The organism is Flavobacterium sp. CFBP9031 (genome assembly GCF_034044945.1).
In the GTDB taxonomy this organism is placed as follows: Bacteria; Bacteroidota; Bacteroidia; order Flavobacteriales; family Flavobacteriaceae; genus Flavobacterium.
Genome location: NZ_JAXCWF010000003.1, coordinates 200171 through 226262, shown reverse-complemented (window position 1 = coordinate 226262; position 26092 = coordinate 200171). Strand labels below are relative to the sequence as shown.

22 protein-coding genes are annotated in these 26092 nt (G+C 33.6%); 13 read left to right on the top strand and 9 right to left on the bottom strand.

The genetic code is table 11. The features are described 5' to 3' along the window. Positions 1 to 20: 20 nt before the first annotated feature. From gldK to topA, 3 genes are all read right to left on the bottom strand, one after another. On the bottom strand, positions 21 to 1415 hold the full coding sequence (gene gldK, locus SOM12_RS06740; protein WP_095928630.1) for a gliding motility lipoprotein GldK: 1395 nt from the start codon (positions 1413 to 1415) through the stop codon (positions 21 to 23). A 262-nt stretch (positions 1416 to 1677) separates the two neighbouring features. Continuing rightward, positions 1678 to 2829 (bottom strand): formimidoylglutamase, encoded by a 1152-nt coding sequence (locus tag SOM12_RS06735; protein WP_320492854.1) that lies wholly within the window; start codon positions 2827 to 2829, stop codon positions 1678 to 1680. Positions 2830 to 2835: 6 nt separating this feature from the next. Then, complete coding sequence (gene topA / locus SOM12_RS06730; protein ID WP_320492853.1) at positions 2836 to 5352, bottom strand: type I DNA topoisomerase; 2517 nt, start codon at positions 5350 to 5352, stop codon at positions 2836 to 2838. A gap of 561 nt (positions 5353 to 5913) precedes the next feature. On the opposite strand from topA, the gene miaB reads away from it, so the two are divergent. The 9 genes from miaB to SOM12_RS06685 all read left to right on the top strand — a co-directional run bounded on the left by miaB (position 5914) and on the right by SOM12_RS06685 (position 15784). Continuing rightward, positions 5914 to 7359 carry a tRNA (N6-isopentenyl adenosine(37)-C2)-methylthiotransferase MiaB gene (miaB, locus tag SOM12_RS06725; protein ID WP_320492852.1) on the top strand — a complete coding sequence of 482 codons (1446 nt, stop codon included), beginning with the start codon at positions 5914 to 5916 and terminating at the stop codon, positions 7357 to 7359. A gap of 85 nt (positions 7360 to 7444) precedes the next feature. Further along, the gene (locus tag SOM12_RS06720) at positions 7445 to 7816 is read left to right on the top strand and encodes a GxxExxY protein (protein WP_320492851.1); all 372 of its coding nucleotides are present in this window, start codon (positions 7445 to 7447) and stop codon (positions 7814 to 7816) included. Between the two features lie 52 nt (positions 7817 to 7868). After that, complete coding sequence (locus tag SOM12_RS06715; RefSeq protein ID WP_320492850.1) at positions 7869 to 9128, top strand: sigma-54 dependent transcriptional regulator; 1260 nt, start codon at positions 7869 to 7871, stop codon at positions 9126 to 9128. 81 nt (positions 9129 to 9209) lie between these two features. After that, positions 9210 to 9713: an LptE family protein gene (locus SOM12_RS06710; RefSeq protein WP_095928622.1), complete on the top strand. Its 504-nt coding sequence runs from the start codon at positions 9210 to 9212 to the stop codon at positions 9711 to 9713. Positions 9714 to 9812: 99 nt separating this feature from the next. Then, positions 9813 to 11651: a hypothetical protein gene (locus SOM12_RS06705; protein WP_320492849.1), complete on the top strand. Its 1839-nt coding sequence runs from the start codon at positions 9813 to 9815 to the stop codon at positions 11649 to 11651. A gap of 3 nt (positions 11652 to 11654) precedes the next feature. Then, on the top strand, positions 11655 to 11999 hold the full coding sequence (gene secG / locus SOM12_RS06700; RefSeq protein ID WP_095928621.1) for a preprotein translocase subunit SecG: 345 nt from the start codon (positions 11655 to 11657) through the stop codon (positions 11997 to 11999). A 144-nt stretch (positions 12000 to 12143) separates the two neighbouring features. Beyond that, on the top strand, positions 12144 to 12419 hold the full coding sequence (locus SOM12_RS06695) for a co-chaperone GroES (protein WP_008467105.1): 276 nt from the start codon (positions 12144 to 12146) through the stop codon (positions 12417 to 12419). Between the two features lie 81 nt (positions 12420 to 12500). Continuing rightward, positions 12501 to 14132: a chaperonin GroEL gene (gene groL, locus SOM12_RS06690; protein WP_095928620.1), complete on the top strand. Its 1632-nt coding sequence runs from the start codon at positions 12501 to 12503 to the stop codon at positions 14130 to 14132. Positions 14133 to 14584: 452 nt separating this feature from the next. Beyond that, positions 14585 to 15784 carry an ectonucleotide pyrophosphatase/phosphodiesterase gene (locus SOM12_RS06685; RefSeq protein ID WP_320492848.1) on the top strand — a complete coding sequence of 400 codons (1200 nt, stop codon included), beginning with the start codon at positions 14585 to 14587 and terminating at the stop codon, positions 15782 to 15784. A 380-nt stretch (positions 15785 to 16164) separates the two neighbouring features. Here SOM12_RS06685 and SOM12_RS06680 read toward each other — a convergent pair whose 3' ends face one another. From SOM12_RS06680 to SOM12_RS06665, 4 genes are all read right to left on the bottom strand, one after another. Then, on the bottom strand, positions 16165 to 17004 hold the full coding sequence (locus SOM12_RS06680; RefSeq protein ID WP_320492847.1) for an oxidoreductase: 840 nt from the start codon (positions 17002 to 17004) through the stop codon (positions 16165 to 16167). 92 nt (positions 17005 to 17096) lie between these two features. Then, complete coding sequence (locus tag SOM12_RS06675; protein WP_320492846.1) at positions 17097 to 18005, bottom strand: helix-turn-helix transcriptional regulator; 909 nt, start codon at positions 18003 to 18005, stop codon at positions 17097 to 17099. Positions 18006 to 18323: 318 nt separating this feature from the next. Beyond that, on the bottom strand, positions 18324 to 19853 hold the full coding sequence (locus SOM12_RS06670; protein WP_320492845.1) for a SulP family inorganic anion transporter: 1530 nt from the start codon (positions 19851 to 19853) through the stop codon (positions 18324 to 18326). A 247-nt stretch (positions 19854 to 20100) separates the two neighbouring features. After that, positions 20101 to 20346 carry a hypothetical protein gene (locus tag SOM12_RS06665; protein ID WP_320492844.1) on the bottom strand — a complete coding sequence of 82 codons (246 nt, stop codon included), beginning with the start codon at positions 20344 to 20346 and terminating at the stop codon, positions 20101 to 20103. An 83-nt stretch (positions 20347 to 20429) separates the two neighbouring features. Between SOM12_RS06665 and SOM12_RS06660 the strand changes: the two genes are divergently transcribed. From SOM12_RS06660 to SOM12_RS06650, 3 genes are all read left to right on the top strand, one after another. Continuing rightward, positions 20430 to 21512, top strand: a complete 1083-nt coding sequence (locus tag SOM12_RS06660; RefSeq protein WP_320492843.1) for a sensor histidine kinase — start codon at positions 20430 to 20432, stop codon at positions 21510 to 21512. Then, on the top strand, positions 21488 to 22201 hold the full coding sequence (locus SOM12_RS06655) for a LytTR family DNA-binding domain-containing protein (protein WP_320492842.1): 714 nt from the start codon (positions 21488 to 21490) through the stop codon (positions 22199 to 22201). Before SOM12_RS06660 ends, SOM12_RS06655 begins: the two co-directional genes overlap by 25 nt. 233 nt (positions 22202 to 22434) lie before the next feature. Next, positions 22435 to 24246 (top strand): hypothetical protein, encoded by a 1812-nt coding sequence (locus tag SOM12_RS06650; protein WP_320492841.1) that lies wholly within the window; start codon positions 22435 to 22437, stop codon positions 24244 to 24246. 68 nt (positions 24247 to 24314) lie between these two features. Here the strand turns inward: SOM12_RS06650 and SOM12_RS06645 are convergent, their stop codons facing one another. Then, a complete protein-coding gene (locus tag SOM12_RS06645; RefSeq protein WP_320492840.1) occupies positions 24315 to 24725 on the bottom strand; it encodes a helix-turn-helix transcriptional regulator in 411 nt (136 codons plus the stop codon). 84 nt (positions 24726 to 24809) lie between these two features. Next, positions 24810 to 25229, bottom strand: coding sequence for a hypothetical protein (locus SOM12_RS06640; protein ID WP_320492839.1), 420 nt, complete (start codon positions 25227 to 25229; stop codon positions 24810 to 24812). A gap of 323 nt (positions 25230 to 25552) precedes the next feature. On the opposite strand from SOM12_RS06640, the gene SOM12_RS06635 reads away from it, so the two are divergent. Beyond that, entirely contained in the window at positions 25553 to 26017 is a 465-nt protein-coding gene (locus SOM12_RS06635) for a hypothetical protein (protein WP_095928610.1), read from the top strand. Positions 26018 to 26092 lie beyond the last annotated feature (75 nt).

Below are 26092 nucleotides of genomic sequence, written 5' to 3'. Positions count from 1 at the left end.
ATATTGATAAAATTATAAAATTACTTTTTTCTGTTTCCTGTAACTTGAGTACCCATGTAATCTTGTACAGTTCTGAATCCGATATAACTTCTAGCAGAATCAGCATATTCGTGGTCACGAGTACTTACCTGTAGGAAATAAGCAACGTCTTTCCAAGAACCTCCACGAACAACTTTTCTTTGATTTTTACCATCAATTACGTTTGGATTCATTGTAGAAACATATTCGTATGCGTTTGGATTGTAAGCTGAATCTGTCCACTCTGAAACGTTTCCTGCCATATTGTATAATCCATAACCATTTACGTCATATGATTTTGCTTCTACTGTATATAAAGCTTCATCAGCAGCATAATCTCCTCTACTTGGTTTAAAGTTTGCTAAGAAACAACCTCTATCACTTTTAGTATAAGGACCTCCCCAAGGGTAAGTAGCAGATTCCAGACCTCCTCTAGCAGCGTATTCCCACTCTGCCTCAGTTGGTAATCTGAAAGAGTTTACAAGATCACGTCCTTTTTTCTTAGATTTAATATAACTGTTTTTGTTTAAAGTTCTCCAAGCACAGAATGCTTTAGCTTGCTTCCAAGTAACACCAACTACAGGATAATCTCCATAAGCTTTGTGCCAGAAATAATCGTTGTGCATTGGCTCATTATATGAGTAAGCGAAATCTTTGATCCAAACTGCAGTATCAGGATAAACATTTACCTGTTCTGTTTTTACGAAATCACTTCTTTTTCCAACTTTAGCTTTTGCAGCAGCTTGAATATCCATCCAAGAATAACGGAATTTCAACTTATTTACATCAATTGTTCTTAAACCATTGTATGATTCTTCAATTGGCAAATACATAGAATCCATTACTTCAGCGTAATACTCATCTGGATATGCTTTTGTATCTTTAATTAACTTAACTTTTCTGTTTAATTTTCTTCCAGCATATGGATCATCCTTAGTACCAACACTATAGTAGTTGTCATACATATATTTATCATAAGCTGTCATTTTTTCTGGATCAGAATCATTAAAAGCGTAATCAGCAATGCTTCCGCCTTTTTTACCTTTTCCATCAGTAGCTTTCTGTCCAGTTTCATCTGCTAAGATTGCTAAACGAACTCTCATTGTAGAATCTTTCACCCATTCTACGAATTGACGATATTCACTATTTGTAATTTCTGTTTCATCCATATAGAATGAACGCACGGTTACAGTTTTAGTTGGAGCATCTTCTACGTTAGCTAAATCAGCATCTGATTTACCCATAATAAAAGATCCGCCCGGAACTAATGTCATTCCATAAGGCTTCTCGGGATGCCATTTCCCTCCTGTAACACCAACTAATTCACCTTTGTCACCTGACTTACCACAGCCGATTACTAGTGTTAACATTGCTGCAAATGCAATAAACTTCTTCATATAAATTTGGGATTATCTATTCATTATTAAAAGTCCGTAAACGTATTTATTATTTATCTAAAAAACAATACTACTTGCGAATTTATTTTACCGTTCAAAAATAATGTTAAATAAAATAAAAAAAAAATATTTTATCGATAAACTGTTCTAAAAAATCGATGTAAAACGTTAATTTTTATATATTACACGTATTTTCTTACTAATTAATTTTAACTATTTTAAACAAGTTTTAAAAATTTAAGATTTCGCTTAAATTTTCGAACTACAAAGCGTTTTTTCGTTGCGCTTTCCACCATCTTTCTGGCAATTCTTGATTGCAAGCCGACAAATATTCGTCGTAAGAACAGGGTAATAACGTATTTCTTTTCAATTTATTGTTGCCGTTTGATTCAAATGGAATTTCTATCCACCAACGATCTGTCTTGTCACTTTTATAGAATATCAATTCTTCATCATCCAACGGAACTATATACTTTAAATAATTAGCTCGGCTTCCAAATGGATATTCTTTTGAGCGATAGTGATAGCCTTCAATAAAATACCAAACAATCTGAGCAATAATAGCCGACTCCGCCGTTGTACTGTTATGATTAAATATTCCAAATGAAGAAACTTTATCACTAATACCAGCATATCTTGCTAAAGCACAAATTTCTTTTCCATTAAATCCGTTTGGCTCAAAAGTAACCATGTTTGCTGAAGCAGAAGACTTTACAGAATTCAAATCAATACTAACCAAGTCTGCATCTCTAAAAACTGGCTCAGCCAAAGTGATTTTGTTTGAAATTTCGCCCAATCTATATGCATCAAAGAATAACTTTTCGATTAGATCAATTTCTTCTTGCGAATTATAATAGGTTTGATACCCTATATTACAGTAATTGAAAAGGTTATTTGGTTCATCAATAATAATTTTCGTCAAGTACGAATTAGCCGAAACTGATTCATTTTCCTTACCAAAATCAAATCTATTATCAACTGCAACCAAATTTACCATTTGCTCTAAATCATCGTAAGCACGATACAAAGCATAGGTCAAATCCTGAGAACCTCCCAGGACTATAGGAATGACTTTATTCTTAATTAATGTAGCCGTAACCTTCTTTAATGCATAATAAGTATCCTCTACAGAATCGCCTGCAAGTATATCTCCAAGGTCTGCAATTGAAGCATCCCAGTTGCCAGGAAACATTCCGTAAAGCTTTTTACGTACAGCAGAAAGATTAACTTCGTTAATCATATTGATATTTGTACGGTCTTCTAAAACACCAATTATAGCAATATTAATCTGTGCAATATCAGGAAACTGATCTTGGGTATGAAAGACAACTTTGCTTCCAAGCTCTTGTGAAGACAGTGCGCCGACGAATTTTACAATTGCGTCATTAACTGGTTCTAGAAAATCAAATTCCATTTATACTTATTTCTTTTTAGCAGCTGTTTTTTTAGCTGGAGCTTTTTTAGCCGTTGTTGTTTTTTTAGCAGCAGTTTTCTTTGCTGGTGTTTTTGCCGCGATCATTTCTTGAACTTGAGCCAATGTTAATTTCGTTGCATCAACATCTTTACTTAATTCAATTTTGATTTTTCCTTTCAGAATCACAGAGCGTCCCCAACGGGCTTTTTCTACTACAATTCCTTCTTCTTCCCAATTATGGATAACCTTATCAATGTTTTTCTGAAGTTTATCTTCGATCAACTCTTCAACATCAGCTTGAGAAAGATTATCAAAATTGTATTTCTTACTTACGTTTACAAAAAGTCCGTTCCATTTAATGAATGGTCCAAAACGTCCCACTCCTTTTTGAACAGCTTCTCCTTTATAAACTGCAATTGGAGCATCAGCAAGTGCTTTTTCGTCAATTAATTCCTGAGCTCTTTCTTTAGAAACACTTAGCGGATCTTCTCCTCTAGGCAGTGAAATAAAAACGCTTCCGTGACGAACGTAAGGACCGTAACGGCCATTGCTCACTTCCACTTCTTCTCCTTTATATTCACCTAAACTTTTTGGAAGCAAGAACAAATTCAAAGCTTCTTCTAATGTTATATTTCCAATATTCTGATCTGCCATTAAGCTAGCAAACTTTTTATCTTCATCGTCTGCTTCTCCAATTTGAGCCATTGGCCCAAATTTTCCTAAACGAACAGAAACTTGTCTTCCGTCTGCATCTTTTCCTAGAATTCTTTCACCACTTTCGCGTTCAGCATTTGCTTCAACTTCTTTTACATTTGGGTGGAATTTGTTGTAGAAATCCTGCATCATTTTTGCCCAGTCAATATTTCCTTCGGCGATTTCGTCAAAATCTTGCTCAACTTTTGCAGTGAAATTATAATCTAGAATGTTTCCGAAATTCTTCACTAAGAAATCTGTAACAATAGTTCCGATATCTGTTGGAACCAATTTTCCTTTATCAGAACCTGTATTTTCTTTCAGAAGCTTCTCTCCTACTTTACTGTTTTGCAAAGTAAGTTGTGTATAATTACGTTCTACACCCTCAAGAGTTCCTTTTTCAACGTAATTTCTATTGATAATTGTCGAAATAGTTGGTGCGTATGTAGATGGACGACCAATTCCAAGCTCCTCTAATTTTTTAACCAAAGATGCCTCAGTGTAACGTGCAGGTGGTCTTGAATATCGTTCTGTGGCTGTAATATAGTTATTCGCCAGTTTTTCGTTTACTTTTAAAGCCGGAAGCATTCCTTCTTGCTCTTCCTCATCATCATCATGACCTTCTAAGTACACCTTTAAGAAACCTTCAAAAAGCAATACTTCTCCAGAAGCTGTAAAAATTTCGCTGTGATTATCTGCTTCGATTTTTACGTTTGTTCTTTCCAATTGTGCGTCGCTCATTTGCGAAGCCAAAGTTCTTTTCCAGATCAAATCGTATAAGCGAGCTTGGTCACGGTCAATATTTACGGTGTGACGAGACATATCAGTCGGACGAATTGCTTCGTGCGCTTCTTGTGCTCCTTTACTTTTATTAGCAAAAACTCTCGGTTTAGAGAATTCTTTTCCGTAAGATTTGATAATTTCTGCTTGTGCAGCATCCATTGCTTCTTTAGAAAGGTTTACCGAGTCGGTTCTCATATAAGTAATAAGTCCCGCTTCGTATAGACGCTGTGCTAATTGCATGGTAATTCCAACTGGCAAGTACAATTTTCTTGCTGCTTCTTGCTGCAATGTAGAGGTTGTAAAAGGCGCTGTTGGAGATTTTTTGGTAGGTTTAGTTTCTAAATCGGCTACCTTATATTTAGAACCGATGTTTTGATTTAAGAAATCTTCGGCTTCTTTTTTAGTATTGAAGTTTTTTGGAAGTTTTGCTTTGAAAGCTTTTCCTGCTTCGTTTACAAATTCTGCAACAATTGAGTACGTTGCAACTGCATTAAAGTTTTGAATTTCGCGTTCTCTTTCCACAATCAAACGTACAGAAACTGACTGTACACGACCTGCTGAAAGTCCACCTTTGATTTTTCTCCATAAAACCGGAGATAATTCATAACCTACTAAACGATCTAAAACACGACGTGCCTGTTGCGCGTTTACTAAATTATAATCAATTTCTCTTGGATTGTCGATTGCCTTAAGAATCGCAGATTTTGTAATCTCGTGAAAAACAATTCGTTTGGTTTTTTTTGTATCTAGCTTTAATTCTTCCGCCAAGTGCCATGAAATAGCCTCTCCCTCGCGGTCCTCATCGGATGCTAACCAAACCGTTTCGGCATTTTTAGAAAGTGACTTCAGCTTCGTTACCAAGGCTTTTTTATCCGGAGAAACTTCATATTTAGGTTTAAAACCATTTTCTACATCTACTCCTATTTCCTTTGATGGTAAGTCCGCTATGTGTCCATAACTTGACTCCACCTGAAAATCACTCCCAAGAAATTTCTCGATCGTTTTCGCCTTTGCAGGTGACTCCACTATTACTAAATTCTTTGCCATTGCTCTATTTTTCTGCAACAAAAGTATTTATTTTTTTTAAATATTAACCTTACGAATGCATTTTTGAGGTATTTTGATATTATGAAACTTAAAATTGCAGATTTATCTGTAATAATCTCGATAATATATATAGGTATAACTTTTAGTGATTTTTAACCAAGAAATCCCTTTTAATTTTAGATTTCAGAGCTAAAATTTTAAATTGTAAAAAACATTTCTTAAAATCTACGATTTAATTTGCAACTTACTTTAGTTAAGTTTTCTTTTGAAATCGAATTTCCTAGCCCAGATTGCAACGGAAAGCCCGGAGTAAAAAAAAGCAAAAGTTTCTTGTTTTAAAAAAGCGACCAAAGGAAGCTCTTTTTATAACATTAGAAACTTTGCTTTTTTTATGAGGACTTGAAGTGGAAAGCTGGAAATAGCTCCTAAAATATTGTAAAAACGTAAAAGAGAAATGTAAAATACTATTAATCAACATTTCTCAAAACATTGTTAATTCTTTATCTGACATCTTGTCATATTAGATTCAATTACCCTATCTTTGCACTTTGAATTTTTACAATGGAAAAGATTATTGAAGAAAGCAAACAGGGCGAAAGTCTTGTTTTGGAAAATAAACCTGAGAATACTAAAAAACTATTTATAGAAAGTTACGGTTGTGCGATGAATTTTTCGGACAGTGAAGTCGTAGCTTCCATCTTGTCTGACGGAGGTTATAACACTACTTCTGTTCTAGAAGAGGCCGATTTGGTTTTGGTGAACACTTGCTCTATTAGAGATAAAGCAGAACAGACTATTCGCAAGCGTTTAGAGAAATACAATGCAGTAAAACGCACGAATCCAAAAATGAAGGTAGGCGTTTTGGGCTGTATGGCGGAGCGTTTGAAAAGCCAATTTCTAGAAGAAGAAAAAATCGTTGACTTAGTTGTTGGTCCAGATGCTTATAAAGATCTTCCGAATTTATTGGCTGAAGTTGAAGAAGGACGTGATGCCATTAATGTAATTTTATCAAAAGAAGAAACGTATGGAGATATTTCACCCGTACGTTTAATGAGTAACGGAATTACAGCTTTGGTTTCGATTACTCGTGGATGCGATAATATGTGTACGTTCTGTGTTGTGCCTTTTACACGCGGACGCGAACGCAGTCGTGAACCACAGAGTATTATGGCTGAAATTCAGGATTTATGGAACAAAGGCTATAAAGAAGTTACTCTTTTAGGCCAAAACGTTGACAGCTACCTTTGGTATGGCGGTGGTTTGAAAAAGGATTTCGTAAACGCTTCTGAAATGCAGAAAGCAACTGCGGTTGATTTTGATCAATTGCTAGAAATGGTTGCTGTTGGTTTTCCAAAAATGCGTATTCGATTTTCGACTTCTAATCCGCAGGATATGCACGAAAGCATTCTGCATGTTATTGCGAAATATCCAAACATCTGTAAACATATTCACTTACCGGTTCAATCTGGAAGTAATAGAATTTTAAAAGAAATGAATCGTCTGCATTCTCGTGAAGAATATATGGCTTTGATTGATAAAATTAAGGCAATTATTCCTGATGCTTCGATTTCGCAAGATATGATTGCTGGTTTCCCAACAGAAACTGAAGAAGACCACCAAGATACAATGAGCTTGATGGAATATGTAAAATATAATTTCGGTTATATGTATTCGTATTCTGAGCGCCCTGGAACTTTGGCAGGGAGAAAAATGAAAGATGATGTGGAGGAAGAAACTAAAGCAAGAAGATTACAAGAAATCGTTGATTTACAACAAAAACATGCTTGGTTTAGAAGCGAAGAATTTGTTGGAAAAACAGTTGAAGTTTTAGTCGAAAAAGTTTCTAAAAAATCCAAAGAAGAATTCTCAGGAAGAAACTCTCAAAGCATCACAGTAGTTTTTCCAAAGGAGAATTATAAGATTGGAGATTTCGTAAACGTAAAAATCACAAGCTGTACTAGCGGAACTTTAAAAGGTGAAGCAGTCGGTTTGAGTAACATGAATTAATTTTTTTTGCCACAGATTAAAAGGATTAGAAAGATTTTTTTTAATATTTTTCTTACTTTTAAATTTTGATGAAAATTAAAAATTTATGCAACGTTATAGAGAAAAAGAAACTTACAAGATTATTGGTATTTGCATGGAAGTGCACAGAAATCTTGGCCCAGGCTTATTAGAAGTAGTTTATAAAGACGCTTTAGAATTAGAATTTAAAGAAAATAATATTTCTTTTGAAAGAGAAAAGGAATATTCAATTGAATATAAAGGAACTATTTTACCTCATAAATTTTATGCTGATTTCATTATTAATGAAGATATAGTTTTAGAGGTAAAAGCTATAAAAGAATTTTCAAGTGAACATATTGCTCAGATTTTAAATTATATTAAGTTATCTAATTCAGAAGTAGGATTACTGATTAATTTTCAAACAAAATCCCTCCAATATAAAAGATATATTTTATAATTTAGAGAATCTGTGTTAATCACTTTAATCTGTGGCAAAAGAAAAAATATACATGGAAACAGTTCAAGCAATAAAACAGCGATTTGAGATTATTGGAAATGATCCGAAATTAAATCGCGCTATCGAAAAAGCCATTCAGGTTGCTCCAACTGATATTTCGGTTATGGTAACTGGGGAAAGTGGTGTTGGAAAAGAAAATATTCCTAGAATTATACATTCGCTTTCGCACAGAAAGCATGGTAAATATATTGCCGTAAACTGTGGTGCAATTCCGGAAGGAACAATTGACAGTGAACTTTTTGGTCACGAAAAAGGAGCTTTTACAGGCGCAACAAGCACGCGTGAAGGTTATTTTGAAGTGGCTGATGGCGGAACAATATTTCTTGATGAAGTTGGAGAATTACCCTTAACAACTCAAGTAAGATTACTTCGTGTTTTGGAAAATGGTGAATTTATAAAAGTAGGATCTTCTCAGGTTCAAAAAACGAATGTGAGAATTGTTGCGGCAACAAACGTGAATTTATTTAATGCTATTGAAAAAGGTAAATTCCGTGAAGATTTGTATTATCGTTTAAGCACAGTCGAAATTACTTTACCTCCATTAAGAGAAAGAAACGACGATATTCATTTGTTGTTCAGAAAATTTGTAGCCGATTTTGCTCATAAATATAAAATGCCTCCTTTAAGACTGGACGATGATGCTGTTCAGCTTTTACAGAAATTCAGATGGAGCGGAAATATTCGTCAGCTTCGAAATGTGGCAGAACAAATTTCAGTTTTAGAAACTAATCGTGATATTACCTTAGCTACTTTACAATCTTATTTGCCTGCCGAAGGAAGCAATTTACCTTCAGTTATTAACGACAGCAAAAAAGAAAGTGATTTTAGTACCGAAAGAGATATTTTGTACAAAGTGCTTTTTGATATGAGAAGCGATTTGAACGACTTAAAAAAACTGACTCTCGAATTGATGAAAAATGGGACTTCTAAAGTTCAAGACATTAACCCGAATTTGATCCAGAAAATTTACGGAAATCAGCAAAATGATAGCGAGATTGATTTTGAAGAAGAGCCAAGAACTTCTGTTGTGACCTCTCCTGTTGTACGTGAAGATAATTATCAGATGCAAGACGATAATTATTTATTTGCTGAAACTATCGAGGAGGAAGAAATTTTACGTTTGGAGCAGAAAGAAATCGAAATGATCAAAAAATCATTAGAAAAAAATAAAGGAAAACGTAAAGCCGCTGCTGATGAATTAGGTATTTCTGAAAGAACTTTATACCGTAAAATCAAGCAATTCGACCTATAATAAATCTCAATTTTTAAATCCCAAATCCCAAATTACTATATTTGGCGAAATTTGAAATTTGGAATTTGACTAATACACATTATGAAAAAAATATATTCTCTTTTCGCACTATTAAGCCTTTTTATGTTGAGTGGCTGTTCTGTTTACAACTTTACAGGAACTGGAAAAATCGATGCCAAAACATTTCAGGTTAACTTCTTCCAGAATAATGCCGATTTGATTGAACCAGGAATCGACAGAACTTTTACTTTGGCTTTGCAGGATTTGATTATGAATCAGACCAATTTAAACTTGGTTAGCAATAGTGGCGATTTGGTTTACGAAGGTGAAATTACAGATTACCGAATTACACCAATGACGGCAACTGCAGATCAGCAGGCAGCACAAAACCGTTTATCTATTCGTGTAAATGTGCGTTTTACGAACAAAAAGAAAGAAACAGACGATTTTGAAAAATCTTTTGAATTCTATTATGATTTCCCTGGACGAGATCTTCCAACAGGATCTGTTTTAAACGAGGCAATCAGAGTAATTTTTGAAAGAATCACGCAAGATATCTTTAATCAATCATTGGCAAAATGGTAGTTTTGCCTGTTTGTTTAGTCGTTAAACTATAAAACCGTTTAATCGATAAAACAAGCAAAAACAAATAAACAATTAACCGATCAAACAAAAAAACAAATAATGAACGTTAGCGATTATACCTACTTAATGAATAAACCCGATGCTATTACAGAAAAGCAGGCGGACGCATTAGGAAGTGTTTTGAATGAATTTCCGTATTTTCAAAGTGCGCGCGCATTGCGATTAAAAGGACTTTACAATCAAAATAGCTTTAAGTATAATTATGCTTTGAAAGTTACAGCAGCATACACGGCTGATCGTTCTGTTTTATTTGATTTTATTACATCTGAAGCTTTCACTTCTATTCAAAATGATTTTTACGAACAGAAATTGAGAGATCTTCTCGAAATTACTGTTTTTGACAGTGAAATAATTTCACCAGAGCAGATTCAAAAAGCAATTGAAGTAAAAACCGATATTGAAGAACTGCCTGTTTCAGATACAACTAAAGAAGCTCAAACTTCTGTCGTTGAAATACCTTCGGTTGTACAGCCTGTAAAAGTTGAAGAATCTGCAAAAACTGAAGAACCTATAAAAGAAGAACCAGTACAAGTTGAGGAAATAAAAGCTCAAGAACCAGTAATTGTTGAAGAGCCTAAAAAATTTCCCGAAATAGATCCTTCTATTTTTCTTGCCATAAAAGAGGCTCAAACAATAACTTTTGAAAAACCATCAATTAAGGAAGAAGAGCCAAAACCAATTCCTGAAATAGATTTTTCTATTTTTGCGATAAAAGAAGCACAAAATGTAACTTTTGAAAAACCTATAATAGAAGAGGAAAAACCAAAACCACTTCCGGAAATAGATTTATCTACTTTTACTGCCATAAAAGAAGCGCAAACTGTAACTTTTGAAAAACCTACAATAGAAGAAGAAGAAGAACAGAAAATTGATCCTGTTGAACTTACTATTTCAGATAATATAGAAGAAGAAGTTGAAACAGCTCCGTTTTCAGAATCTAGACAAACTGAAGAACCTAAAATTGATCGTATAGAAAATTCGATTTTAAGTTCTATAAAGGTTTCGGAAACACCTTCTGTACCAGAACCTGTAAAAGCTGAAGAACCCAAAAATGAGCGTGTCGAAAACTCTATTTTAAGTTCGATTAAAGAAGCAGAAGCCAAAAGCGCTGAACAACCTATAGAAACTGAAGAAGTAAAAGCAGATCCTATTGTAGAAGAACCTGCTCTAAATGTTGTTGAAGAAGATGAAGACGACAGCGTAATTGAAGAAATGATTATTCCAGAATTTAAAATGAACTCTGTTGAACGATCTATTCTTTCTTCGATTAAAGAAGCTGAAACAAAAACACCTGAGGAACCAAAAGCAGAAATCCTAGAAGTTCTTAAATCTGAGGATAAAGAAGAAGAGCAAATCATAGAAGAAAATGAAGAGCCGCTTGAAGAAATAATCGAAGAGGAAGAGCCTAATGAGCCTGCTAGAACAGCTGCAGAACATTTAGAAATTGGAAAACCTTTGGATTTTTCTCTTAGCGAAAAACATTCATTTCAAGAATGGCTTCAATTGTCTCGAACAGAACCAATTGACCGCTCAAATGAAATTTCTCCAGAAGAACAAGCTAAAATTGAAGCGGCTAAAGAAGAAGAGAGACAAAAGAAGGCTGAAATTATCGATAAATTTATCGAAACCAATCCGAAAATCTCTCCAATTAAACCTGGAACAAGTACTCCAACAGTTCAAATTGAGCCCGTTATAGAGGACAATTCGTATTTAATGACCGAGACTCTGGCCAGAGTATATCTGGAACAAAAGAAATATACAAAAGCAATTCAAGCTTATGAAATATTAATTTTGAAATATCCAGAAAAAATTACTTTCTTTGCAGACCGCATATCGGATATAAAGATTTTACAACAAAATAACAATAACAATAATTAAGTAATGAGCACATTTTCAATTTTTTTAGTTTTAATTACAATAGTTTGTTTTCTATTGATCATCGTTATCATGGTACAAAACCCTAAAGGAGGCGGATTGTCTTCTACTATCAGCGGAACGCAGATGTTAGGTGGAGTACAAAAAACAACTGACTTTTTAGATAAAAGTACTTGGACTTTAGCTACTGTTTTAATTGTGCTAATTTTACTTTCTAGCTTAAGCTTCTCTGGATCTTTAAGTGATACAGATTCTAAAATCATTGATAAAACTGAAGCTCCTGTAAATGCACCTGCAGCTCCAGCACAAGGAACTACTCCTGCTCCTGCAACACCTGCACCAGCAAAATAAAAAGTAGCTCGATATACAATCTAATGCCAGCCTGTCAAAGCTGGCATTTTTTTTAAGAAATAATGTCAGTTTTTCTAGCATGGCATAGTTTCTGAAAGTTTATAGAACAGAAAAAAAACGTATAACTTATAATAATATAAAATCATGGCTTTAAACATTAAACCGCTTTCAGACCGCGTACTTATCGAGCCTGTTGCAGCTGAAACTAAAACTGCCTCAGGTATTTTTATTCCAGATACTGCCAAAGAGAAACCACAAAAAGGAACTGTAGTTGCAGTAGGAAACGGAACTAAAGATCACACAATGACTGTAAAAGTTGGAGATACTGTTCTTTACGGTAAATATGCAGGAACCGAGTTAAAACTAGAAGGCACTGATTATCTAATCATGCGCGAGGATGATATTTTAGCGATTATCTAAAAATATTGTATTAAGTACGAAGTATTAAGAATTAAGAACTTCAATAACTTGAAACAAATCAAACTTTAAACAAAAATTAAAATGGCAAAAGATATAAAATTTGATATTGAAGCACGTGACGGATTAAAACGTGGTGTTGATGCATTAGCAAATGCTGTAAAAGTAACTCTTGGACCAAAAGGTCGTAACGTAATTATCGGAAAATCATTTGGTGGACCAACTGTTACTAAAGATGGTGTTTCTGTTGCAAAAGAAATCGAATTAAAAGACGCACTAGAAAATATGGGTGCGCAAATGGTAAAAGAAGTTGCTTCTAAAACCAATGATTTAGCTGGAGACGGAACTACAACGGCTACAGTTTTAGCGCAAGCGATCGTAAAAGAAGGTCTTAAAAACGTTGCAGCAGGTGCAAATCCTATGGACTTGAAACGTGGTATCGACAAAGCTGTTGAAACTATCGTGGCTGACTTAGCGAAACAAGCTAAAGTTGTTGGAAGTGATTCTGATAAAATCAAACAAATTGCTTCTATCTCTGCTAACAATGACGAAGTTATTGGTGAATTAATCGCTACAGCTTTCGCTAAAGTTGGAAAAGAAGGTGTTATCACTGTAGAAGAAGCTAAAGGAACTGATACTTTCGTTGACGTTGTTGAAGGAATGCAGTTTGACAGAGGATACCTTTCTCCTTATTTCGTAACAAATCCAGAGAAAATGGAAGTTGAATTAGATTCTCCTTACATTTTATTATACGACAAAAAAGTATCTTCTTTAAAAGAATTACTTCCAGTTTTAGAGCCAGTTGCTCAATCAGGAAAACCATTATTGATTATTGCTGAAGATGTTGACGGAGAAGCTCTTTCTACATTAGTAGTAAACAAATTAAGAGGTGCGCTTAAAATTGCTGCTGTAAAAGCTCCAGGTTTCGGAGACAGAAGAAAAGCAATGTTAGAAGATATCGCAATCTTAACTGGCGGAACTGTAATTTCTGAAGAAAGAGGTTATACTCTTGAAAATACAACTATCGAAATGTTAGGAAACGCAAAAAGAGTTTCTATCGATAAAGATAATACAACTATCGTAAGCGGTGCTGGCGAAGCTGATATCATCAAAAACAGAGTAAACCAAATTAAAGGTCAGATGGAAACTACTACTTCTGATTACGATAAAGAAAAATTACAAGAGCGTTTGGCTAAATTAGCTGGAGGTGTTGCAGTTCTTTATGTTGGTGCAGCTTCTGAAGTTGAAATGAAAGAGAAAAAAGACAGAGTTGATGACGCTTTACACGCAACTCGTGCTGCTGTAGAAGAAGGAATCGTTGCTGGTGGTGGTGTTGCCTTATTAAGAGCTAAACTTGCTTTAGCGGACTTAAAAGCAGACAATGCTGACGAAGCTACTGGAATCCAAATCGTTTCTCGCGCGGTTGAAGCTCCATTAAGAACTATCGTTGAAAACGCTGGTCTTGAAGGTTCTGTTGTTGTGGCTAAAGTTTCTGAAGGTTCAGGTGATTTTGGATACAACGCTAAAACTGACGAATATGTAGACATGCTTACTGCTGGAATTATCGATCCTAAAAAAGTAACTCGTGTAGCTCTTGAAAACGCTGCATCTGTTTCTGGAATGATCTTAACTACAGAATGTGCATTAATTGATATTAAAGAAGAAAATGCTGGAGGCGGAATGCCAATGGGAGGCGGAATGCCAGGAATGATGTAATTTCATTCTCTTCTTAAAAATTAAAAGCGCTAGATTTACTTCTAGCGCTTTTTTTTAGCCACGAATTCACGAATTATATTTTCAAATCTGTGTGTTTATTTTTTGCCACAGATTTCATTGATTTAATGGATTTTCCAAGCTTTGTCTATAATTTTTTTCACGCAGATTTTACTGATTTTGGCAGATCTATGCAGATTAAAATTTAAAAAATCTGCTTAAATCTCTTTTAAATCTGCGTGAAAATTTACTCCTACAGATTTCGCAGATTTTATTTTAATCCTTTTAATCTGTGTAATCTGTGGCTAACAAAATAGATACAGATTATAAAAAAATAATTCGTGAATTCGTGGCTATTCTCAATGGTCAAATCGTGGCTGTCTTTTTATTTAACATTCTCTTTTTCTTTAAAAAATCTGTTATATCTACCTTTGCAGGCATAATATATTCAAAAAATGAAAAAGTATTTTACTTCACTCCTATCTTTAGTTTTTCTTTCTCTTTCATTCGTTTTACAAGCCCAAAATAGCAAAGACAATTATGTTGTTTTAATTTCGATGGACGGATTTCGCTGGGATTATGGCAAAATGTATAATCTTCCGAATCTGAAGCAAATTGAAAAAGAAGGCGTTCATGCCAAATCAATGAAACCTTCTTACCCAAGTAAAACTTTTCCAAATCACTATTCCATTGTAACGGGACTTTACCCAGATCATCACGGAATCATCAATAATGTTTTTTATGATGCTTCTTTGAATCAATCTTTCTCATTATCTAGTAATGCTAAAAATGATTCGAGATTTTATGGCGGAAATCCGATTTGGAATTTAGCCGAACAGCAAGGTGTAAAAACCGCTTCTTTCTTTTGGCCAGGTTCTGATATTGACAAAAGAAATCCGAGTTATTTCAAAAACTACGATGGCAAAGTTCCATACGGAGCTAGAATCGATACGGTTATGAAATGGTTACAGCTTCCAGAAAAACAACGTCCGCATTTGGTTACTTTATATTTTGACGAACCCGATCATACAGGCCATAATTTTGGTCCGCTTTCGCCAAAAACTGAAAAAACAGTGATCAAAATGGATTCGATTATGGGCGAAATATCAAGAAGATTAGATCAATTGCCTATTGGAAAACAAATTAATTTAATTATCGTTTCAGATCACGGAATGGCCACCATCAGTAACGATAAAAAAGTAGCTGTTTTAGATTATTTAAAACCAGAATGGCTAGGATATAAGGATGTTGTCAATCCAATTATGAGTTTGCAGGCAAAACCAGGCTATCAGGATTCTATTGCCAATGCTTTGAAAAAAGTGCCACATATTAAATTTTGGAAAGCGACAGAAGTCCCAAAAAGATTACATTACGGAACAAATCCGCGTGTGCATGATTTCGTTATAGAAGCCGATAAAGGTTGGAGTTTAGTAAGCAAAGAAAGCACACATATAAATGGCGGAACGCATGGTTATGACAATGAGGAAAAAGACATGCACGCTATATTTTATGCAAAAGGTCCTGCTTTTAAAGTTGATAAAACAGTAAAAACATTTCAGAATGTGTCGGTTTACCCTTTAATTGCTCATATTTTAGGTCTGCAGATTGGAGAAATTGACGGGAAGTTAAGTGATGTAAAATCGATGCTTCGCTAATAAGAGAATGAGGCAATTAGAAAATTTGATAATTAGAAAATTCTTGAATTAAATAATTAATTGAATTGCCTGCAACTAAAGCTGAATAAAAAAATTAAACTTTATAAGAGAAAGGCTTTAGGCAAACTTTGTCGTTTGGCTAAAGCCTTTCTTCTATTCTAAATGCTTACCTCCAGCTAAAGCTGGAGGCAATTCAAAAAAAACAAATTCGCACAGTATATATCTGTAGAGACGCACCGCAGTGCGTCTACGTTACGCATATCAATCATTGTGGTTACGTTGCGTGAGACGCACTGCGGTGCGTCTCTACAGACATACATGAGGTCAAATCATTATCAAATTGACAAATTATCAAATTGACACATTATCAAATTGGCCCATTAAAAACCAGTCGAAACCGAAACCGATTTCCATCCTTCTAATTCTTTCTGAACACTTGCTATTTTTTGGTTTGCCATATTAAAAGCATCTTCACCTAAAAATAAATGCAAAGGCGGATTTTGGTCTTGACTTACTTTAATTAAAGCTTCCGCCAATTTAACTGGATCACCTGGCTGATTCTCATTGATATCGTCTTTATGAGCACTTTCAGATTGTCTCACTTCTTTATACTCGGCAATTGGATTTTCTGGCACTAAAAGCGAGCTGTCTTTTAAGAAATCGGTTCTAAAATAACCTGGATAAACAATTGTAGCATGCACTCCAAAAGGCTTAATTTCTGCCGCTAAAGATTCAGTTAGACCTGCAACCGCAAACTTAGTCGAGCAGTAAATTCCCCAACCCGGAAATTCTCCATAATATCCTCCAACAGAAGAAATATTAAAAATATGCCCCGATTGATTGGCACGAAGAATAGGCATTGCATTTCTAATTACATTTAATAATCCGAAAACATTTACTTCGTAGTTTTTTCTAGCTTCTGCATCTGTTAATTCTTCTAAAGCTCCCAACAATCCGTAACCAGCATTATTGACTAAAACATCGATTGTTTTAAAATGGTTTACGGCTCTATCAATTGCTGTTTTTACACTTTTTTCATCCACTAAATCCATCTCAAGAGGAAGAAAATTCTCTGATGCTTTTCCTAATGCTGCACTTAAAGAAGCTTCATTTCTTGACGTTGCAGCCACTTTAAAACCCTCTGCTAATAATTTTTTCGCTAACTCTAATCCAAGTCCTTTTGAAGCACCTGTAATAAACCAAACTTTGTTATTTTCCATGATCTTAAATTTTTACGTTTATAATTACAGGACAAAGGTATTGCCAAAGGGCTTCTTAAAAATTAAAGCAATCAAGTAAGAAGTTGCAAAAATCAATCAATTTCTGCTAATCGATAGTTTTTAGGAGAAACCTGAACATTTTTTTTGAAGAAATTAATAAAATGAGACAATTCTTCAAAACCTAAACACCAAGCAATTTCATTAATATTCCAATTGGTTTGTTTTAAAAGAATCATAGCTTCCTGAACAATTCTCTCCGAAATAATCTGAGAAGTTGTTTTTCCTGTTGTTTCTTTTAACGCTTTATTTAAATGATTCACATGTACATTTAACTGATTGGCATATTCTGACGGCGAACGAAAATTAATTTGCTGTGAAATGGATTCGACAGGAAATTGCCTTTCTAATAATTCTAAAAACAAAGAAGAAACGCGAATTGTAGCATTCGATTTACTATATAATGAAGCAGTTACGGTTTGTGTTTTTAATGCTAAATGAATAATTTCAAAAACCAGATTTCGAAGCACATCATATTTAAAAGCATAATCAGAATTGATTTCTTCGAACATTTTTAAATAGACCGTTTTTAGAGATTCTGCTAATGCTGCAGAAACAGGAACAACAGGATTCCCGCCTGGCTGAAATAATGGGTATTCTTTTAAATTTCCAAACTGACTAAAAAATGCATCTGTAAAAATACAGAAAAAGCCCGTTTGATTTTCATCAATATGCTCCCAACTATACGGAATTTGTGGATTTGCAAAGAATAATGCCTGATCTTCAATCGCTACAACCTTATCTGCATAATGCACTTTGTTTTTACCAATGATTAGACTTATCTTATAAAAGTCTTTTCTGGTATAAGGCAATGGATTGCAAGTACTTCCAACATAATCATCCAATTTAAAAACATTAAAATGTCCGATTTCCTTTTTAAGATTCTCGGGCATTCCTTTTATTTTTACTGTATAAAAGTCTTCTAGTGTTTCTGTCAGTTTCATTTGGCAAAGTTACGAAAATCAAATTATTCTAATTAGATAATTTGAGAATGTGTTAATTTGAGAACTTGAGAATGTGTCAATTAGAAAATTAGAAAATTTGATAATAAACTGATTGTCACCTTGAGCGAAGTCGAAGGGCGCTCCAATTAGCACGCGGGCTTCGACTTCGCTCAGCCTGACAAAAACAGCAAACCCGACAGGCTTTAAAACCTGTCGGGTTTGTTGTTTATATATATTGTGTAGACGCACTGCAGTGTGTCTCTACAGATACACGTTTCCAAAATCATTATCTAATTATCAAATGGACACATTATCTAATTAACTAACCACTTTATATGTCGGATCTTCAATAACATTTACATTTATAACAGCATCTGCATTTTTGAGTAATTGCCTGCAGTCTGGGCTTAAATGCTGCAACTCTACTGTTTTATTTAGCTGATTGTATTTTTTTGTCAGATTATTTAAAGCTTCTATTGCCGACATGTCAGAAACACGACTTTCTTTAAAATCTATTATAATATGATCAGGATCGTTCTGAATATCAAATTTTTCTAAAAAAGCGGCAGTAGAACCAAAGAATAATGGCCCATAAATTTCGTAATGTTTTACTCCATTTTCATCTATATAATGTCTTGCACGAATTCGTTTAGCACTTTCCCAAGCAAAAACCAAAGCCGAAATAATTACGCCAATTAAAACCGCCAAAGCCAGATTATGCAATACAATCGTGATTAATGCCACTAGAATTCCAACAAAAATATCATGTCTTGGCATTTTATTGATAATCTTAAAACTTGCCCATTCAAAAGTTGTAATGGCCACCATCATCATGACTCCAACTAAGGCCGCCATGGGCAGTTTTCCAATTACGGGTGCTCCAAAAAGTATGATAATCAAAATGGTAAGAGAAGCAATAATTCCTGAAAGCCTAGCCCTAGAACCAGCTCCAAGATTCACCAACGTTTGTGCAATCATTGGGCAACCTCCCATTCCGTAAAAAAAGCCGTTTAAGATGTTCGAGCTTCCTTGTGCAATACATTCTCTATTGCTGTTTCCTCTCGTTCCAGTAATTTCGTCAACTAAATTCAGCGTAAGCAAACCTTCTGTTAAACCTACAGCCGCAACAATTACCGAATATGGAAATATCACTTTAAAAGTCTCAAAAGAAAATGGAATATTCGGAATATGAAACGGAGGAAATCCGCCTTGAACCGAAGCAATATCTTCTACCGTTTTAGTTTCAATATTAAAAACAATAACCAAAGCAAAAACGACCATAATAGCTACTAAAGATGCTGGAACCGCTTTTGTAATCTTCGGAAAAATCAAAACAATTGCAATAGTCAAAGCTACCAAACCTAACATAATGTAAAGCGGAGTTCCTTGAAGCCAAGAAACCTGACCGTTTACCATGGTTTTAAACTGTTCTAGCTGCGACATGAAAATCACAACTGCCAAACCGTTTACAAAACCAAACATTACGGGCTGCGGAACTAATCGAATAAATTTTCCAAGTTTAAAAAGTCCGATACAAATTTGAACCACACCGCCCAATGCGACTGCGGCAAAAACATATTCAATTCCGTGCGATTTCATTAAGGCAATCAAAACAATTACCGTTGCCCCTGCACCGCCTGAAATCATTCCGGGTCTTCCTCCAAAAATAGCCGTAACCAATCCCGCAATAAAAGCAGCATACAAACCAACTAACGGCGGAAATCCAGCTAAAATAGCAAACGACAACGATTCTGGAATCATGGTCATGGCTACAGTTAAGCCCGCTAAAATTTCGTTTTTATAATTGACTTTCTGGCTAAAATCGAAGAGTTGGAATGCTTTTTTCATGGGCACAAAATTAGAAAAATAATATGCAAAAAAGCACAAACCTTTTCGGAATGAAAAAGCAGTAACGATGGGAGAATTTAAACAGCTTTATTAAGTGAGCTGTTCTAAAAGAAAAAGTAAAATCGAAAGTATAAAACCGATCATTTCTGTATTTAATTTTAAATTAAAATATTATGCAAAATACTTACAAAAAAAGGAAATACAGCTGCGTATTTTCACCCGATTTAATTTTGATGGTTTTAAAACATTATTCTAACCGTACGCAAGTATAGCCTAAACCTGCAACATGACTCACAACATTATCGTATTGCAAATCAACGCCTTCTATTCTTAATATCTTATCGCAATCTTCCAAATCAAAATTAATTTTGCATTCTGGAAACTGCTTTTGCATCATGGTTACCACATAGTCACGATCAGATTCTTTTTGAACATTTGTTTTAAAAATCTCCACGACCATATCGGCATCTTTTAATTCTTTAAACTGGTACATTTTTATTTTTTATTAAAAAGAGATTAGAAATTCGAATTCAAAAATAAAGGAGAAGTCCCTATTTTAACAGCAATTTTATACCAATGGCGTATGATTTATACGAATGGCGTTGGTATAAATTATTCCTGATAAATACCTACAAACTATACGATTGTATTATTTTTGCCGCTATGACAATTGCAAAAATCTACCAGAACTTTTTTCTACGAAACCTAATCGTAAACACACTTGTTTATTTAGTTATTTTCGCCTGTATTTACGACGAAGTCAAACTCGACGGACATAGCTGGTCTTATATTCTTGGCAAAATTGCCATGGGCTACTTTCCTTGTATTGTCTGGATTACGATTTTTAATATCTGCATCATTAAGCCTTTTTTATTTCATAAAAGGTTTAAAATCTTTTTTACGCTTCTTGCCATCTATTGGACTTGTTTTTATTTCTTCATGAACTGGTTTCTTCCGCTTGTGGAATTAGGAAATTTAAAAGCCCTTCAAATTGTATCGCTTATTATAAATGGCTGTTTTTTTTATTTCCTGCATATTGTTATTAGCAAAAAAATGAGCCAAGCCGATAAAGATATTATGAATTTCAAATCGGAACTTTCGTTTTTAAAACAACAGCTAAATCCGCATTTTTTATTGAATGCAATGAATAATCTTTACGGAGAAGCGTTGGCAGAACCAGAGAAAGTTCCTGATCGAATATTGAATCTTTCAGACATGCTGCGTTATCAGATTGAAGCTTCTAAGAAAGATTATGTTTTAATGCAGGAAGAAATTGCGTTTATAAAAAAATACATTGAATATTATACGTTTAGAAACGAAAGACTAGCTGTAACGCAAAAAATTGAAGGTGTTCACGATCAAATCGAGATTCCGCCTTTGTTCTTTCTGCCTTTGGTAGAAAATGCAGTGAAATTTTCTGCCGAAACTGCCGAACCTTTTATCAATCTTGATTTGAAGGTAAATTGCCGAAGCGTTACTTTTACTTTAAAAAACAATTATCTCGATTCAGGATCTCGTCTTTCGAGCACAGGCATCGGAATTGAAAATCTAAAAAGACGTTTGGAAGTTTACGGCTTAAAACACAATTTGAGCTGTAAAAAAGATAAAAATATATTTACCGTAAAATTGACCATATGGCACTTACCTACCGCTGTCTGATAATTGATGACGAATCGCCGGCACATAAAGCCCTGATTTCGCACATCTCAAAATTTGACGAACTGGAACATTCTGGAAGCGCTTTTAACGGTATGGAAGCCATAAAACTGCTCAACGAAAACCAATACGATATTATTTTTCTCGACATTAACATGCCTGTAATTTCAGGCGTAGAATTAATGGAACTACAGCCCAAACGCCCAATTACGATTGTAACAACGGCTTATTCTGATTTCGCGCTTTCGGCTTACCAAAACGATGCGATAGATTATTTAATGAAACCCATTTCGTTCGATAAATTCTCAAAAGCAATAGAAAAAGCCAAAACGTATCATTCTGGAAATAACCTTAAAAAGGAAAACACTACCGACGAAAAAGTGCTTTCTTACCGCTCGAACGGACAAGTAATTGAAACGCCTCTTTCTGATATTTTATACATAGAAAGTCTAGGTAATTACATGAAATTGTACAACTGCAAATTAAAATCTCCTATTGTCATTTACGGTTCGCTTGCGAGTATAAGTGCCGAAATTGATTGTGCGCACTTCGTACAAGTTCACAGATCTTATATTGTAAATACAACCAAAATTTCTGCTGTTACAACCAAAAATCTTACGATGTCTAATGGTGATATTATTCCTGTGGGAAGGAAATATCAGATTCTGCTCAATAATTTGCCAATGAGATAATTTGTCAATTTGGATAATTAGATAATTTTTGAAAAGCTCAACTTTTTTAAGTTGGGCTTTTTTGTTTTTTAAGGGTTTGTAAAATACGTAAAAGTACTTGGTGATGAGTTTTTATTTATTGATATAATTGTTTGGAAATAAATATATTGAATTATGGATTTCCATAAAATAAAGCGCTCAAAGATTACTTTATTTGATACCGATATTCTATTTAAAAAATAATTCAAAAACATATGGCTATTTTAGATCACATTATTTTAAATGAAAATGCTTATTTCTACAAAAAAGAAGATTCATCCAAATTTATTACACGTAAACATATTAATGAAATCTTTACAAAATGTTCTGAAGATAAACTAGGAAAAAAATATCTTTTAGATGAGAGAAAAAAAAGTATGACTATTGGAACAATAAACATTGAATACTCAATATGCATCTTTAAATTAGAATATTTACCTAACATTATCGATGAGGAAATTTCTCCCAAATGGCGCGAGCAAAAACTTGCTTATTTATTAATTGCTGATTTTAAAGATTATATATTTATTTCCAAGAGAAATATTTCAGGAATCGATAAATTACTATATAAGGGGCTCACAGTGATTGATTATTCAATTCTAAATACTATTTTCATAGACTCCAATACTTCATTAGAAAAATTTTCACTTAATAATACAAGCATTGTTCAAGATTCAATTAGAGGAAAAACTATAGAAGCTTTAGACTTAAAAAAATCATTTTCACCTTATGGAGCAGGAAGGTATGTTTTAAACTCTCTAAGAGTTAATAATGAAGATGAAAAAACATCAATCGCTTTCAATACTTCTCGAATAACAAAATTTGGAGAAAAAAAATATATTGATGAATTATTAGTATGGGCAATGGAAGTCATAGAAAAAATAAAAACTTACAATCCTATAAGCTCCTTTCTAGATGTTTTTGCAACTGCAATAGACTATGAATCAACTAGAGATACACTAGTACCAATTTCATTATTATTTAATCTTCGAAAAATACACGAAGATATAGAATCAGGAAGATTACTAGGATGTGAATTATTAATACCAAATCTACCCGCAAGGCAAATTCCATTAAAAAAAATTTTAAAAGCACTTAAGAATGTTTTCGATATTGAAGCTGTTTATTATGGCCTCAATACTAATTTTCATCTAAAAAATAATTTTGCTCATGATCTGGTTTTAAACATCAATAAAAAATCAATAACCTTATCTTCTGTAAAGGCGCAAAATCTTATTTTGCAATTTCAAAATGGAAAAAAATCAAGTTTATTGAGCTATTTTAATTACTATAATGATTATATAATAAACTTTGAAGATTTAAGTCTAGTCTATACTAATAGAAAGCTTTTCAAAGACAGTAAACTAATTAATTATATTGATAATTTTATTGAAGCTTTTGAAGAAAATGATTTACTAAATATTGTTACAAGCGAGAAGGGAACTTTCAGTAACACGTCAACTCAATTTACATCAGATTCAATTTTTAGTTTTATTGAAAATGAAATAACAAATACGACTGATTACTCATTCTTAGATGATTTAGGAAATGAGTGGGCGGATTATATTTCAATTGAAGACCACTCTTTACATTTTATTCATGCTAAACATGGAGATGCATTATTTTCTGCAAGTAGCTTTCATGAAATTGTTGGGCAAGCATTAAAGAATATTGGAAATATGATTCCATCTGATGATGAATTAGACAAAAAATCAATTCTCTGGTCAGAAAATTTCAATATTGATTCATCAAAAACAGCTATAAATAGATTAAGAAATGGTCCTTCTGTAGCTCAAGGTATATCAGCCTATAAAAAACTGCTTTTAAACCCAAATTTAAAGAGAGAAATATTTTTAGTTGTAAATTTTATATCTAAAAACTCATTACAAGACCGTTTAACAAAACTAAAAAATGGCACTTCATTTTCAGAAAAAAATCAAGTTATTCAAATATTATGGCTACTAAGTGGTTTAATAAATAGTTGTCAAGAAAATGGAATTGGAGTCCATATAATTTGCAAACCTTAATTACATCAAAAAAAAGAGACTTTCTAACAAAAGTCTCTTTTTCCATTTTTATATTATTCTATAAAATATTATTTCTCCTTCAACAACTTCTCCAAATACTCCACTTTCTCCTTCTCTGCCTGAACCAAACGCTCATAAAGTTTTTTATTTTCATCATAAGACTCAATCAACTTATCGATTGGATTAAAAGTTGGGTGAAATTGAAATAAAGCAGAATTATCATGATTAGTTACTGTGTTACCAATAATATTAAAAACGGCTTCATCACTAAAATTCTTAATAGTTTCTACGGAAACCCCTAAAGCTTCGGCAATTTTAGTTAGTCTTTCATCATCAATTTTTTCGCTTCCTTCAAGAGTAGAGATATATTGCTGGCTCATGCCAAGGGCAATCGCTAACGCTTCTTGTTTCATATCTCTAAGCTCTCTAATTCGGCTAATATTTCTGTCAATATGTTTTGGTTTTGTTGCTGTGCTCATAATTCAAAGATATTTAAAATTCTTTAATTTTTTTTAATTTCAAGAAATCTCTTACTTTAAAAAAAACTAAATATTTCACTCTCCTTATTTCTTATTGCTAAACAACACAGCAATTGCCCCAGTTGACCATAAAGCCAGAAAAATTAAAACGGGTTGAAAAAACAATCGTATTAAACGCGCCTGATCTGTGTCGAGTCCAAAGGCAGAAGTTCCGTTTAGGTATTGTGCTATATTTCCTGGAAAAACTAAAACGTAAAATAGGGCCAGCGTTATTCCGACTTTCACTTTGTAGTGGGTTAAAAATACCATTGCCAAACCTAAAAGAATTTCGACAATTCCAGAAAGTATAACTACCAAATCTTTGTCCAGAGGAACCCAATTGGGAACCTGTGCCTGAAAATCTGTTCTCTGAAAAGTAAAATGTCCGATAGCAGCTGTTATCATAAACAATCCCAAAAATATTCGAATAAAATTTTGAAGCTTTGAAGTTTTTATATGTTCCATAGGTAGTTATTATTTTTTTTAATGAACTTTCTATCAAATTTACAAGAAATAAAGTGAGATTTTTTCTATATTTTTAATGTCTTTTTTGTTTAATATCCATATCCTCTTATTTTAATCGAAAATAAAAAATGATTTCTTTCGTTTTTGTCATCGCCTAATATTGTTACCGAAATTATTTTTTTTCTACTTCTAATCAGTTCTCAAAATATACAAATTTGCAATTTTGTTAATTCTTTTCTTAAAAAAAGTATAGATTAAAGTAACTTTTCCTACTTAATTCTTTAAATTCGCCACAAACCAACCCCTAAGCTATTTAAAAACCAATGTCCATTTTTAATCTTTTTAAAAGATCTACTGTAAAATGTCCAAGATGCCTTGGAAAAAGATTTGTTGATTGGGATGATATCCGCCGTTTAAACCGACAATTGAAATGGGTTCCTGCACCATGCGCCTATTGCGATGCAACAGGAAGAGTCCCAAAAGAAATGCTTTCAAAAGTTTCTGTCGATTGTATGTATCTCACAATCGATTTACCAGAATCTGTAATCGAAAAAATAAAAGAAGGCGATCCTGAAACAGTCGAAAAAGGAAAGCTACGCGAACTTTTTGTAGATCATCTTATACAATATTCAGAACATCATTACCTTACAGAAAATCTCGATGCCGAAAGCATTGCCAATTTGTATTTAAAATTCGAGGCAGAAAAAGCTCCTTTTGCTGTAACCAAAGAAGAATTAATAAAATACATTCAAGGCGTAATCGAACTAAAGAAAACGGTATTACAATAATATTTGCGGCTCAGCTACTCAAAATCTACAACCGTTTACAAAAACAGGTAAAAACACCTATAGCCATCATTTTAT